Below are 13,494 nucleotides of genomic sequence, written 5' to 3'. Positions count from 1 at the left end.
TCCGTCGCAAAAAGAAAAAGCGCACCGGATGGTGCGCTTTTTTTTGGCCTTCGGTGATGCCACGCTCAGCGTGGGTAAATCGCCCCGAGCACACGCGGGCCTGCCGCGCCGGTAACCGTCGGCACGTTGCCCGGTGCACGCCGCACGCATTGCCGCGCAAGCCACGCAAATGCGATGGCTTCAACCTGTGAAACCGGCACGCCAAAATCCTCGGTTGTCTGCACCGTGATACCGGGCAGCAACTGCGCCAGCGTTGCCATCACGTAGTCATTGCGCGCACCCCCACCGCAGACGATCAGCCTGTGCGCACTGGGCGCGTGCGCCTGTACATCACGCGCAATCGCGGTAGCGGTCAGGGCGGCCAATGTGGCCTGGACATCGGCCGCCGCTGGTCGTTGCACAAAACTTTCCAGCACGCCCTGCAGCCAGCCCGGATGAAACAGGTCGCGACCCGTGCTCTTCGGAGGCGCCGCGCGAAAGTAGGGTTCAGCCAGCAGTTGCGCCAGCAGTACCGCGTCGACCTGGCCGCTGGCGCCCCATGCGCCACGGTCATCGAACGGCAGGCCGCGATGGCGCAGGATCCAGTCGTCAAGCAGCGCATTGCCGGGCCCGCAGTCGAAGCCGGTCACTGGCCGGCCCGTATGGGCAGCCGGCACGATGCTGATATTGGAGATGCCGCCGATATTGCAGATCACGCGGGTCTCGTCGCGTGCGCCGAACAGCGCGGCGTGTACCGCAGGCACCAGCGGCGCACCCTGGCCGCCGGCGGCAATATCGCGGCTGCGGAAATCCGCAATCACGTCGATATCGGTCAGCTCGGCCAGCAATGCGGGATGCTGGGTCTGGCGCGTATAGCCAATCCCGTCGTAAAGGCCGGGTCGATGGCGGATGGTCTGGCCATGCGCGCCAATTGCCGTGACGTGGGCCGGCTCGGTGCCGGCCAGGCGCAGCAGCTCGGCGACGCAATCGGCATAGACGCGCGCCAGGCCGTTGGCCGCCACGGCCTCGCGATGGATTTCATCGTCGCCGGGTTGCTGGAGCGCGCCAAACGCGTCACGCAGGGTATCGGGAAAAGGGGTGTGGGCCGCTGCGTGAACCACCGGCTGCGGCCCCGAGAAATCCACCAGCACGCCATCCGCACCATCCATGCTGGTGCCCGACATCAGGCCGATATAACAGTCGCTGGACATCGGGGGGATGGACATGGAATCAGTTGCTGGCGGTCAGTACGTTGTAGGTGCGGAGCATGTTGATGCGGCTCAGCATGGCGCTGGTGTAGGTCAGGAATTCCGTGCGCGACTTGCCAGTCAGCGTCGGCGCTTCCATCAGCGTCGTCGTGAGCGGATTCTGTGGCACGTCGTTGAGGCGGAACTCGTAGTGCAGGTGCGGCCCGGTGGCCCAGCCCGTGGACCCGACATAGCCAATGACCTGGCCCTGGTTCACGTGCTGCCCTTCACGGATGCCGGCAAAGCCGGACAGGTGGGCATAGTAGGTCGAATAGCCGCCCGCATGCTGCAGCACGATGATGTTGCCGTAACCGTTCTGCTGCCCGACGAAGTCGACCTTGGCATCTCCGGATGCGAATACCTTCGTGCCCTGTGGCGCGGCAAAGTCGACACCCTTGTGCTGCGCCCATTTGTGATGGAGCGGATGATCGCGGCCGCCAAAGCCTGACGACACGCGCGAGAACTCGATCGGCGAACGCAGGAACGGACGCTTCATGCTGCGTCCATCGAACGTGTAGTAGCCACCCGGCTCGCCGTCCTTCGGCGCGTACCAGAGTGCCTGGTACAGCGTGTTGCGGTTGATCAGCTCGATTGCCACCACGCGGCCATTGCGTACGAACGCACCATCGCGGAAGCCGGCTTCATAGACGATGCGGAAGCGGTCGCCCTTGGCAATGTCGTGGTGGAAATCGATCACGCCGGAGAAGATCGAGATCATCTGGCTGACCACTTCGTCCGGCACGTTGGCAGTGTCCATCGACTTGAAAAAGCCGACGCTGTCGATGGCACCCGAGGCCATCTCGTAGTGCAGGTCGTTGTCGACCGAGGCGATGCGCGCCTTGTACGTGTAGTCGCCGCCTTCCTTTGCCGGCTCCACGCGTTCGATCACGAGTTCGCGCGACGCCGAGGCATCGCCGCCCAGGTTGGCCTGCAGCGAGACCAGCAGGTTGCTCTCGTCGACTTCCGCCTGTACGGTCTGGCCCGGATTGAGGTTGAACAGGCCACGCGCGGTGGTGTTCTTGAGGATGAATGCCTGTGCATCGGGGTCCTCGACCCCTAGCCGGCGCAACAGCGTGGCGATGGTGTCGCCCCGCTGCATGCGTTCCTGACGCACGTACACACTGGCGTCGTCGGTTTCGGTCAGCTGTTCGAGCTGGGCCCGTACATCGGGCATGCGCAGCGACTGCTGCACGCGCGGGGCGAGCGGATCCTCATAGGCGTTGCGGGGGGCAACGCCCATTGCAGCAGCCATGCCAAGCGTGAAGACCGCGCCAACGGCGACGGTCAACTGCTTGCGGCGGCGGGCATGCTGGGGATTCGTAGGGTCGACAAGGACCACCAGCTCGCGCGCGAAAACTTCGCGGAGACTAGACCACATCACGTAGAATTCAAGCTTTCTGTATTGCCAGGCCGCTGCCGCGACGATATATCTCGTCTGCCTTCCTCCCCCGAGGTGCGGTGCGGGCGTTGTCTGTTACCGCCTGGAATGGCCATTGCCCGACAAGCGGTTGGCCTAGCAAGCGGTTGGCCGACGGAAGCCCGTCAGGCACGAAGGGCGGATTATACCAGAATACCGCTGGTCGTCCGTCGCAGTTTTCTTATAGATTTCAAAGACTTACGCCATGAGTGATGTGTCCCCGGCCGCCGCGGCCAATTATCCACTTACGCCGTCGGTGATGCGCGCACTGGAGATCACCAAGCGCGGCTGCGACGAGCTCCTGGTGGAATCCGAATGGCTGCAGAAGCTGGCCCGCAGCGAGGCCACCGGCGTGCCGCTGCGCATCAAGCTGGGCCTGGATCCCACCGCACCCGACATTCACCTCGGTCATACCGTGGTGCTGAACAAGCTGCGCCAGTTGCAGGATCTGGGTCACCAGGTGATCTTCCTGATCGGCGATTTCACCTCGACGATCGGCGACCCCTCGGGCCGCAATTCCACGCGCCCGCCGCTGACGCGCGAGCAGATCGAGGCCAACGCCCAGACCTACTACAAGCAGGCCAGCCTGGTGCTGGATCCCGCGAAGACCGAGATCCGCTACAACAGCGAATGGTGCGATCCGCTCGGCGCGCGCGGCATGATCCAGCTGGCCGCCAAGTACACCGTGGCGCGGATGATGGAGCGCGACGACTTCACCAAGCGCTTCCGCTCGGGGATCCCGATCTCGGTCCACGAGTTCCTGTACCCGCTGATGCAGGGTTACGACTCTGTGGCGCTGAAGTCGGACCTGGAACTGGGCGGTACCGACCAGAAGTTCAACCTGCTGGTGGGCCGTGAGCTGCAGAAGGAATACGGCCAGGAATCGCAGTGCATCCTGACCATGCCGTTGCTGGTGGGTCTGGACGGCGTCGAGAAGATGTCGAAGTCCAAGAACAACTACATCGGTGTGACCGAGGCGCCGAACGACATGTTCGGCAAGCTCATGAGCATCTCGGACGACCTGATGTGGCAGTACTTCACGCTGCTGTCGTTCCGCCCGATGAGCGAGATCGAGCTCATGAAGCAGGAGATCGCGCTGGGGCGCAATCCGCGCGACTGCAAGGTGGCGCTGGCGCAGGAAATCGTGGCGCGCTTCCACAGCCAGGCCGATGCGGAGAGCGCGCTCGAAGCGTTCAACCATCGCGCCCGGGGCGGCATTCCCGACGATATCCCGGCCGTCAGCCTGACTGGCGCACCGCTGGGTATCGCGCAACTGCTCAAGCAGGCCAACCTGGCGCCGTCGACGTCCGAGGCCACGCGCAATATCGAGCAGGGCGGCGTGAAGATCGACGGCGAGGTGGTCAGCGACAAGTCCACCAAGGTAGCCGCCGGCACCTACGTGGTCCAGGTTGGCAAGCGCCGCTTTGCGCGCGTGACACTGGCCTGAGTGGACGCGCGATGATCGCCCTGATCCAGCGGGTCTCGCGCGCATGCGTGACGGTCGATGGCCGTACCACCGGCGAGATTGGCGCCGGCCTGCTGGCGCTGGTCTGCGCCGAGCGCGGCGATACCGAGGCCCAGGCCGAGCGGTTGCTGGCCAAGCTGCTGTCATACCGCGTGTTTTCCGATGCGGACGGCAAGATGAACCTGTCCGTGCAGAACGTTGACGGCCAGGGTACGGCGGGCGGCCTGCTGGTGGTCTCCCAGTTCACGCTGGCCGCCGATACCAACAGCGGCACGCGACCCAGCTTTACGCCGGCAGCCGCGCCCGAGGATGGCCGCCGCCTCTACGACCATTTCGTGACCCGCGCCCGCGCCGCGCACCCGACGGTGCAAACCGGCGAATTCGGCGCGATGATGCAGGTCAGCCTGACCAACGATGGCCCTGTGACGTTCTGGCTGCGCGTGCCGCCGGCCGGTACCGCCTGACCTATCCAAGGAGATCCATATGAAACTCTGGAGCAAGGCTTTTGCCGACAATGCGCCGGTTCCCGGCGAATTCGCGTTCTGCGTGCCCGATGCGGCCACCCATGTCACGCTGTCGGCCAACCGCAATCCTGACCTGCATTGGGATGACGTGCCCGCCGGCACGCGGTCGTTCGCATTGATCTGCCACGACCCTGACGTGCCCAGCCGCGGCGACGACGTGAACCAGGAAGGCCGTGAGGTGCCCGAATCGCTGCCTCGTGTGGATTTCTTCCACTGGGTGCTGATCGACATCCCGCCCGGCCTGAACACGATTTCCGCCGGCACGCACAGCGACGGCGTGATCGCGCGCGGCAAGCCAGGTCCCGAGGCGCTCGTGGGTACGGCCACGGCCGGTGGCCTGCGCCATGGCCTCAATGACTACACGGGCTGGTTTGCCAACGACGCCGACATGAAGGGCGATTACTTCGGCTATGACGGTCCATGCCCGCCGTGGAACGACGCCATCGTCCATCACTACGTGTTCACGGTGTATGCGCTCGATATCGACCGCGTGCCGGTCGAGGGCAAGTTCACCGGTGCCGACGTGCGCCGTGCGATCGAGGGTCATGTGCTGGCCCAGGCCCAGACCACCTGCACCTACACGCTGAACCCCCGGCTTGTGAAATAAGAGACGCCAATCCGTCGCCCCAAGGAACCGGCATGTTGCAAAGCACCGGCCCGCAATCGCTGGCCTACACCCACCTGATCCTGATCCGCCATGGCGAGACCGCCTGGAACCGCGAGCGGCGGCTGCAGGGCCAGATCGACATCCCGCTCAATGAAGTGGGTCGCGCGCAGGCGCGCGCGCTGGCCGAGGCACTGACCGGCGAACCGATCGACGCGGTGTACACCAGCGATCTGGGTCGCGCGGTGCAAACAGCCGAGCCGCTGGCACAGGCATTGGGTTTGTCGCTGCGGCCCGAGCCGCGCCTGCGCGAGCGCTGCTACGGCGAGCTCGAGGGCATGACCTATGCCGAGGTGGCCGAGAAGCGTCCCGAGGACTTTGCGCGCTGGCAGGCGCGCGTGCCCGACTACGCGCCGCCGGCTGGCGAGTCGCTGCGCGAATTCCACGAGCGCGCGGTGGAGATTGCGCTTTCGCTGTCGCGCCGGCACCCGGGCGAGCGCATCGCGCTGGTCGCGCATGGTGGCGTGCTCGACTGCCTGTATCGAGAAGCCACCGGCATGACACTCGAGGCGCCGCGCGAGCATGAGTTGCTCAATGCCAGCGTCAACCGGCTGCGCTGCGACAGCGTCAACCTGACACTGCTGCAATGGGCCGACGTCAGCCATCTGGAAGCCATGACGCTGGACGAGGTGGATCGCCGCGTCCCGTAAGCGGGCAGGGGCCGCGCTGCCGCCGCGCGGACCTCAGACCTTGAGCCGGAACGGCGTGAAATTCGTGTTCCGGTCGTACCAGTCCTCGTTCTCGGCGCGCTTCAGGAAGGCCACGACCTTGTAGGTCACGGGCGTCATCACCACTTCCCAGGCGGTCTTCAGCACATACTGCGCGATGGCTACCTGGATGACCTTTTCCAGCGGCCAGATGCCGTAGAACGCAATCACATAGAACAGCGACGAATCGACGAGTTCGCCGGCCAGCGTCGACCCGATCGTACGCGTCCACAACCAGCGCCCGCCCGACCACAGTTTCATCTTGGCCAGCACATAGCTGTTGGTAAAGCTGCCGCAGCAGAACGCGATCAGGGATCCCAGCGCGATGCGCCAGGTGTTGCCAAACACGTCTTCGAGGCTTTTCTGGTAGTCGATCATGAATGGCGCCACCGGCATGCGCAGCACCACGAAGGACATGAACGTGGCAAACGCCAGCGCGGCAAAACCGGCCCATACCACGCGACGGTCGCGGCCATAGCCATAGACCTCGGTCAGTACGTCGCCAAAGATGTATGAGATCGGGAAGAACAGCACCCCGGCGCCAAATGTGACGGGGCCGATCACGGGCAGCGTGACCTGCGCCGCCTTGGCCGCGCCGATCAGGTTGGAACACAACAGCACCGTGACAAACGACACCATGACAAGGTCGTAGTAACGGTAGACGCGCCCGGTATGTGCGGCGGAGGCAGGGGCGGCAAGCGGTTCATGCATGGATGGCATCCGGGGGCGCGGGATTTGCGCGATTATGCCAGTGGCGCCCGCGATGCGTGGTGGGCAATGAACAACGCCCGGCAGGGTGCCGGGCGTCAGGTCCGCCAGATCCGGATCCGTCAGATCCGTCTCTAAAGGTCGAGCTTGCTGATCTTCTGGCCGTTCAGTGAGACATCGAACATCAGGCCCGCGTTGGTCTGCACGAATGCAATGACCGGTTGCTGCCCGGTGACCGTATCGATCGTGCCATTGGCGCCGACCTTGGCCAGTGCCACGCTGGCATCGGCACCCACGGTCCAGCCCTTGGCCTGCACGAACTTGGTGTACGCCTCGGGTGTCATGAACATGATGATGATCGAACGCGACTGGCCGCCGGCCGTCAGCCCGAACGATCCCGAGATCGTGCGGTAGTAGCCTTGCGTGGCGCCCTTGCTGCGCAGGGCCCCGTCGCCATACTCGCCGCCCACCACGAGTCCGCCGGACAGTACGCGGGGGAATACGAGAATGCCCTGGGCGCGATTGCCCAGTTCACGCGCACCGGTGACCGACCCATACAGCCGGTTCAGTGCGCCATCTGCGCCAGCGTCGATCTCCTGGCGTTTCGCGGCGGCATCGGTCGAGGCACCGGTGCCCGTGGTCGTGCAACCGGCCGCGAAGGCCGTTGCCACCAGCAGGCCCGATCCGGTCACGCGGGTAACAAACTGACGTCGATCCATTTCTTGTTCTCCTGGTTGGCAAAGATAATGCGATAGAGGCAATCGATGGCTGGCACCTATCGACCAGCTCGTATTCAGCCGGCGTTTTCAGCCTGCGTTCGGCGCCCTGACCGTAATGGCCACGACTTCCTTCACGACGATCTTGGCCATCTGGCCCTTCTTGATACTGGCGAGGTCGATGTTCGGATCCTGGATCTTGACCGTGCGCAGCGTTTCGCGCGGGCCACGGAACGTGATCGTGCGCTTGGTCACGTCCACATTGGTGATCTGGGCCGTAATCGTGGTGGTGATCTCGCGCATCACGCCGGGCTTGCCGCCTTCAGCCGCATGCGAGACGCGCTCGACCTGTTCCATCAGCGCGGTGTCCTTGCTGCCCACCGGTTCCAGTCCGGCCACCACGGCCGCGCCGCGCGTAAGCGTGACGATGTCGCCCTTCTTCACATTGCCCATGTTCTTGGCTTCGTCGCCGGCCACGAGCTCGACCAGGTTACCGCGTGGGCCTTGCACCACCACGGCCTTGGAATCCGGATCCACGTCGACCACCTTGCCGCTGACCACGGCTTCCTCGGCCACGCCGATCGGCGCGGGCGTGGCGGACGGCTTCTGCGCATGGGCCGGCGCCAGCGTGACGGCCAGGCAAGCTGCAGCGGAAAGCACGGAAAGGGTGTGGCTGGCTCGGAGTTTCATGACTGTCCTTATGGGCGCGAGAAGCGCGTTTGTAAAAAAGGATGCAGTCATTGTGGACAACTGACCATAGGCGAGCAATCCACTTCGAAAAAATTTGCGATGGTGCGCGAAAACGTTTAATTGGCTTTCGCGCGCAGGCCGAACGCCTGCCACTGCCCGTCAGGACTGGCGCCGGGGGGCGCCCAGGGCAGACCTCAGGGCAGACTCAGGGCAGACTCAGGGCGCGTCGAGCATGTCGCCGTCGCGCTCGCCCTGGGGCGAGGCCAGGCCGAAATGCCGGTATGCGGCGCCCGTGGCCACGCGGCCGCGTGGTGTGCGCTGCAGGTATCCCTGCTGGATCAGGTACGGTTCGAGCACGTCTTCGATCGTGTCGCGGGCTTCGCCAATTGCCGCCGCGAGGTTGTCCACGCCCACCGGTCCGCCATCGAACTTGTGCAGCACCGCTTCCAGCAGCTTGCGGTCCATCAGGTCGAAGCCGACGCTGTCCACATCGAGCATTGCCAGTGCGGCGTCTGCCAGATCGCGGGTGATCGTGCCGTCGCTCTTGACCTCGGCGAAGTCGCGCACGCGACGCAGCAAACGGTTGGCGATTCGCGGCGTGCCACGCGCACGCTTGGCAATTTCCAGCGCGCCGGCCGGATCGATCGTGGCATTGAGCAGATGCGCGGAGCGCGCCACGATGCGTGCCAGTTCGTCTGGCGTATAGAACTCCAGCCGCGCCACGATGCCGAAGCGGTCGCGCAGCGGATTGGTCAGCATGCCGGCACGCGTGGTGGCACCCACCAGCGTGAACGGCTGCAGGTCCAGCTTGACCGAGCGCGCGGCCGGACCTTCGCCGATCATGATGTCGATCTGGTAGTCCTCGAGCGCCGGATACAGGATTTCTTCCACCACCGGCGACAGGCGATGGATTTCGTCGATAAACAGGACGTCGTTCGCTTCGAGGTTGGTCAGCAGCGCGGCCAGGTCGCCGGGCCGCTCCAGCACCGGCCCCGAGGTCTGGCGCAGGTTCACGCCCATTTCGCGCGCGATGATGTGGGCCAGCGTGGTCTTGCCCAGGCCCGGCGGGCCGAACAGCAGTACGTGGTCCAGTGCCTCGCGGCGCTTGCGTGCCGCGTGCATGAAGATGTCGAGCTGGCCGCGCACCTTCTCCTGCCCGACGTATTCGTCGAGCAGCTTCGGACGCAGCGCGCGCTCGAAGGCTTCCTCGTGGGTGGAGGCGGGCGTGGCGGAGATCACGCGTTCGCTGCGGTCACCAGTCAGCTTGTCGGTTTCGATCATGGCATTCAAAAGCAGTAAGCCGCCATTCTACGCTGCCGGCCAACGCGCTCCGCCAGCATCTTCAACCCTTGGACAGCGACTTGAGTGCCAGCTTGATGCCCTCGGAGACGCCAGTGCCTGCCGGTACCTGCTTGATGGCCAGCGCGGCTTCCTTTTCGGAATAGCCCAGCGCCAGCAGTGCGTTGAGAATATCGATGGCGCTGTCCGATACCGGCGTGGCGCCCGGCGCATGGCCGAGGTCGGCGCCAAGCTTGCCCTTCAGTTCCAGCAACAACCGCTCGGCGGTCTTCTTGCCGATGCCGGGAATCTTTGTCAGCCGGCCAGATTCCTGCATGGTGACGGCCTGCGCCAGTTCGGGCACGGACAGCCCGGACAGCACGGCCAGCGCCATGCGCGCGCCGATGCCGGTGATCTTGATCAGCTCGCGGAACGTATTGCGCTCGACGGCGGTGCCAAAGCCGAACAGCAGGTTCGCATCCTCGCGAATGATCTGCTGCGTGAGCAGCGTCACGGGATGACCCACGGCGGGCAGGTTGTAGAACGTGCTCATTGGCACATCGATCTCGTAGCCGACGCCGTGGCAGTCGACCAGCAGATGCGGTGGGTTTTTTTCAAGCAGGGTGCCGGCGATGCGTCCGATCATGGTGTGTGCAATGGGGATCCGAAAACTGGCCGCCAGTGTAGCGCGGCCAGCGCACACCGCCGGAGCTATTGGGCCGCCGGTGTGTCCACGGCGCGACGGCCGAGTGCCGGATCGTCGGTGAAGAAGCCGTCGATGCCGGCGGCGATAAACGCCTGCACCTCGTGCACCATGCCAGCAGGATTACGCGTGGCATCGTCGCCGGGCGCGCGCAGGGTCTTTGGCAGGAAACTGTTCTCGGGGCGGAATGTGTAGGGATGCACCACGAGCCCCGCGGCATGGGCATTGCTCACCAATGCGGTAGGCGAAGCCAGTCCGCCCTGTGCGTCGCGCGGGATCACCAGGCTTTTCTCGGGGCCGATGCCGTTGGCATAGGTGGCCACTTCACGCAGGCCCGGCGAGGTCAGCATCGACGCATAGGTGCGGCTGTCGCCGGCCAGGCGCCAGTCTGCCGGGCGGCCACGCGCACTGCCAATCAACTGCACGATCTTCACGTTCGGCATCGCAGTGCCCAGCAGCCGCTTCATGGTACGCAGCGGTGCCACTTCGAACGATTGCACGAAGATCGGGGCGCTCTTCGCGTAGTAGCTGCCTTGCAATGCCGCCGCGAGTTTTTCCTCGAGCGGCAGGCCGATACCGCGGAAATAGCTGGGGTGCTTCAGTTCCGGATAGATGCCGACCGGGCTGCCGCGCTTGCCTGCGGCCTGTTGCGCAAGCTTCAGGATTTCATCGAAGGTCGGGATCTCGAACTGGTCGTCGAGCTTGGCGTTATACGGCCGCAGCTTCGGAATCCGTTCACGCGCGCGCATCGACTTGAGTTCGGCCAGCGTGAAGTCCTCGGTGAACCAGCCATCGATCCGTTCGCCGTCGATGACCTTGATGCGCTTGCGGTCCGCAAACTGCGGCAGTTCGGCCACGTTGGTGGTGCCGGTGATGTCGTTCTCGTGGCGCGCCACCAGGACGCCATCCTTGGTCGATACCAGGTCGGGTTCGATGATGTCCGCGCCGTCGTCGATGGCCTTCTGGTATGAGGCGAGTGTGTGCTCGGGCCGCAAGGCACTGGCGCCGCGATGTCCGATCACCAGCGCTTTTGGCGCAGGCGCTGCGGGCGGCGGGGCTACCTTGGGCGTGGCCGTGGCCACGGGAGCCCGTGGGGGCGTTGCGCAGCCGGCGATCAGTGCGGCCGTGGCGAATGCGAGCGACAGGCGTGAGGCGAGGGGCATCTGGGAGCGGAAAGTGGTCAGCCGATCAGGCGGCCGCGCCTGACGCGCAGCCCTTTGCGTGCGAGTTCCGGCGCCATGCCGGCCAGCGTGCCCAGCGTATCGCCGCCATTGGCATGGCAGATTGCCACGCCCAGAGCATCGGCGGCATCGCTGCTCGGTCGCCCGGACAGCGACAGCAGGCGCATCACCATCTCCTGCACCTGCTCCTTGTTGGCACGGCCATAGCCGACCACGGCTACCTTCAGTTGCAGTGCGGTGTATTCGAACACCGGCAGGCCTTGTCCAACCAGCCCGCAGATCGCCGCGCCACGCGCCTGGCCCAGCATCAGCGTCGATTGGGGATTGACGTTGACGAAGACCTTCTCGATGGCCGCGCAGTCGGGCGCATAGGTGCGCGCCACTTCGGCAATCCCGTCATACAGCGTCTTCAGCCGCAAAGGCAGGCTTTCATCACCATTGCTGCGGATCGTGCCCGATGCTACGTAGGCGAGCTTGTTGCCGTGCTTCTCCAGCACGCCAAAGCCGGTGGTCCGCAGACCGGGATCAATGCCGAGAATGCGCATGGAGGGGGAAGTGTTTTGCTCCCCTCTCCCGCGCAGCGGGAGAGGGGCTGGGGGAGAGGGCCAGCATTTCAACCCCCGAGGTCATTGGTTCAATGACGGAAATGACGCGTGCCGGTCAGCACCATCGCAATGCCGCGTTCGTCGGCGGCTGCAATGACTTCGTCATCGCGCATCGAACCGCCCGGCTGGATCACCACGGTGGCGCCAGCGTCGACCACTACGTCCAGGCCATCGCGGAACGGGAAGAAGGCGTCCGATGCCACGGCCGAACCCGTCAGCGTCAGGCCGGCGTTCTGTGCCTTGATGCTGGCGATACGGGCCGAATCCACGCGGCTCATCTGGCCCGCGCCCACGCCCAGCGTCATGCCGTTGCCGCAGAACACGATGGCGTTCGACTTGACGAACTTGGCCACGCGCCACGCAAACATCAGGTCGTCCATTTCCTTCGGAGTCGGATGACGGCGCGTCACCACGCGCAGTTCCGACGGCTGCACGTTGCGTGCGTCGGGACCTTGCACCAGCAGGCCGCCGCCCACGCGCTTCAGGTCATACTGGTTCACGCCCTTGCCCAGCGGGATTTCCAGCAGGCGCACGTTCTGCTTGGCGGCAAACACATTGCGCGCGGCGGTGCTGAACGACGGGGCAATCAGCACTTCCACGAACTGCTTGGCCACCGCCTGTGCAGCGGCTTCGTCCACTTCCACGTTGAAGGCGATGATGCCACCGAAGGCCGAGGTCGAATCGGTCTTGAAGGCCTTCTCGTAGGCTTCGAGCGCATTCACGCCAACGGCCACGCCACACGGGTTGGCGTGCTTGATGATCACGCAGGCCGCGGCGGCCGTGGCTTCGAACGACTTCACGCATTCCCACGCGGCGTCGGCGTCGGCAATGTTGTTGTACGACAGCTCCTTGCCCTGCAGCTGCACGTAGTTGGCCAGCGCGCCGTCCACGGACTTGAGGTCGCGATAGAACGCAGCCGACTGGTGCGGGTTTTCGCCGTAGCGCATTTCCTGCACCTTTTCGAAGGCCAGGTTCAGCGTCTGCGGGTAGCTGCTGCGTGCCAGGTGCGACTTGTCCGAGCCAAGGCTGGTCAGGTAGTTGGTGATCGCGCCATCGTACTGGGCGGTATGCGCGAACACCTTGGTCGCCAGGCGGAAATTCGTGTCGTAGCCGACGTTGTTGCCGTTGCCACGCATCTCGTCGAGCACCACGGCATAGTCGGCCGGGTCGACGATGACGGTCACGTCGCGGTGGTTCTTGGCCGCCGAGCGCAGCATGGTCGGGCCGCCGATATCGATGTTCTCGATGGCGTCGGGCAGCGTGCAGTCGTCCTTTGCCACGGTCTGCTGGAACGGGTACAGGTTCACCACCAGCAGGTCGATCGTCGGGATGTCGTGCTCGGCCAGCGCGGCCATGTGTTCGGGCAGGTCACGGCGTGCCAGGATGCCGCCGTGCACCTTCGGGTGCAGCGTCTTGACGCGGCCGTCGAGCATTTCCGGAAAGCCGGTGTAGTCGGCCACTTCCGTGACGGGCAGGCCGGCGTCGGCCAGCAGTTTGGCGGTGCCGCCAGTGGAAAGCAGCGTGACGCCGAGCGCGTTCAGCTCGCGCGCGAAATCGACGATGCCGGTCTTGTCGGAAACAGAGAGTAGGGCTTGCTTGATCATGGCTGG

At 64.8% G+C, this 13,494-nt stretch carries 14 protein-coding genes; 4 read left to right on the top strand and 10 right to left on the bottom strand.

Translation table 11 applies throughout. From position 1 onward, the window contains the following. Positions 1 to 65: 65 nt before the first annotated feature. Both ACO550_RS00730 and ACO550_RS00725 read right to left on the bottom strand, forming a co-directional pair. A complete protein-coding gene (locus ACO550_RS00730; protein ID WP_315594341.1) occupies positions 66 to 1,205 on the bottom strand; it encodes an anhydro-N-acetylmuramic acid kinase in 1,140 nt (379 codons plus the stop codon). Between the two features lie 4 nt (positions 1,206 to 1,209). Then, positions 1,210 to 2,604 carry a peptidoglycan DD-metalloendopeptidase family protein gene (locus ACO550_RS00725; RefSeq protein ID WP_485993941.1) on the bottom strand — a complete coding sequence of 465 codons (1,395 nt, stop codon included), beginning with the start codon at positions 2,602 to 2,604 and terminating at the stop codon, positions 1,210 to 1,212. A 244-nt stretch (positions 2,605 to 2,848) separates the two neighbouring features. On the opposite strand from ACO550_RS00725, the gene tyrS reads away from it, so the two are divergent. Genes tyrS through ACO550_RS00705 form a run of 4 tightly spaced genes read left to right on the top strand, consistent with a single transcriptional unit; the run spans position 2,849 to position 5,946 of the window. Next, positions 2,849 to 4,090 carry a tyrosine--tRNA ligase gene (gene tyrS, locus ACO550_RS00720; RefSeq protein ID WP_315596753.1) on the top strand — a complete coding sequence of 414 codons (1,242 nt, stop codon included), beginning with the start codon at positions 2,849 to 2,851 and terminating at the stop codon, positions 4,088 to 4,090. A gap of 11 nt (positions 4,091 to 4,101) precedes the next feature. Then, positions 4,102 to 4,572, top strand: a complete 471-nt coding sequence (gene dtd / locus ACO550_RS00715; RefSeq protein ID WP_315596754.1) for a D-aminoacyl-tRNA deacylase — start codon at positions 4,102 to 4,104, stop codon at positions 4,570 to 4,572. A gap of 19 nt (positions 4,573 to 4,591) precedes the next feature. Then, positions 4,592 to 5,239 carry a YbhB/YbcL family Raf kinase inhibitor-like protein gene (locus ACO550_RS00710; protein WP_315596755.1) on the top strand — a complete coding sequence of 216 codons (648 nt, stop codon included), beginning with the start codon at positions 4,592 to 4,594 and terminating at the stop codon, positions 5,237 to 5,239. A 32-nt stretch (positions 5,240 to 5,271) separates the two neighbouring features. Further along, on the top strand, positions 5,272 to 5,946 hold the full coding sequence (locus ACO550_RS00705) for a histidine phosphatase family protein (RefSeq protein WP_315596756.1): 675 nt from the start codon (positions 5,272 to 5,274) through the stop codon (positions 5,944 to 5,946). 33 nt (positions 5,947 to 5,979) lie between these two features. On the opposite strand, the gene ACO550_RS00700 is transcribed toward ACO550_RS00705, so the two are convergent. The 8 genes from ACO550_RS00700 to purH form a co-directional block, all read right to left on the bottom strand. Next, entirely contained in the window at positions 5,980 to 6,714 is a 735-nt protein-coding gene (locus tag ACO550_RS00700) for a queuosine precursor transporter (RefSeq protein ID WP_315596757.1), read from the bottom strand. A gap of 131 nt (positions 6,715 to 6,845) precedes the next feature. Next, on the bottom strand, positions 6,846 to 7,430 hold the full coding sequence (locus ACO550_RS00695; protein WP_315596758.1) for a BPSL1445 family SYLF domain-containing lipoprotein: 585 nt from the start codon (positions 7,428 to 7,430) through the stop codon (positions 6,846 to 6,848). 87 nt (positions 7,431 to 7,517) lie between these two features. Beyond that, the gene (locus tag ACO550_RS00690) at positions 7,518 to 8,117 is read right to left on the bottom strand and encodes a hypothetical protein (protein ID WP_315596759.1); all 600 of its coding nucleotides are present in this window, start codon (positions 8,115 to 8,117) and stop codon (positions 7,518 to 7,520) included. A 216-nt stretch (positions 8,118 to 8,333) separates the two neighbouring features. Beyond that, positions 8,334 to 9,398, bottom strand: coding sequence for a Holliday junction branch migration DNA helicase RuvB (gene ruvB / locus ACO550_RS00685; protein WP_315596760.1), 1,065 nt, complete (start codon positions 9,396 to 9,398; stop codon positions 8,334 to 8,336). 61 nt (positions 9,399 to 9,459) lie between these two features. Continuing rightward, positions 9,460 to 10,041, bottom strand: a complete 582-nt coding sequence (gene ruvA / locus ACO550_RS00680) for a Holliday junction branch migration protein RuvA (RefSeq protein WP_315596761.1) — start codon at positions 10,039 to 10,041, stop codon at positions 9,460 to 9,462. Positions 10,042 to 10,106: 65 nt separating this feature from the next. Next, positions 10,107 to 11,261 carry a glycerophosphodiester phosphodiesterase family protein gene (locus tag ACO550_RS00675; protein WP_315596762.1) on the bottom strand — a complete coding sequence of 385 codons (1,155 nt, stop codon included), beginning with the start codon at positions 11,259 to 11,261 and terminating at the stop codon, positions 10,107 to 10,109. 17 nt (positions 11,262 to 11,278) lie between these two features. Next, positions 11,279 to 11,824, bottom strand: a complete 546-nt coding sequence (gene ruvC, locus ACO550_RS00670; protein ID WP_315596763.1) for a crossover junction endodeoxyribonuclease RuvC — start codon at positions 11,822 to 11,824, stop codon at positions 11,279 to 11,281. 89 nt (positions 11,825 to 11,913) lie between these two features. Continuing rightward, positions 11,914 to 13,488 carry a bifunctional phosphoribosylaminoimidazolecarboxamide formyltransferase/IMP cyclohydrolase gene (gene purH / locus ACO550_RS00665; RefSeq protein WP_315596764.1) on the bottom strand — a complete coding sequence of 525 codons (1,575 nt, stop codon included), beginning with the start codon at positions 13,486 to 13,488 and terminating at the stop codon, positions 11,914 to 11,916. Positions 13,489 to 13,494: the final 6 nt, after the last annotated feature.

The sequence above is a fragment of the Cupriavidus sp. genome, from assembly GCF_057315035.1.
The sequence above is the reverse complement of the archived record's forward strand: the minus strand, read 5'-3'. Positions and strand labels throughout refer to the sequence as shown.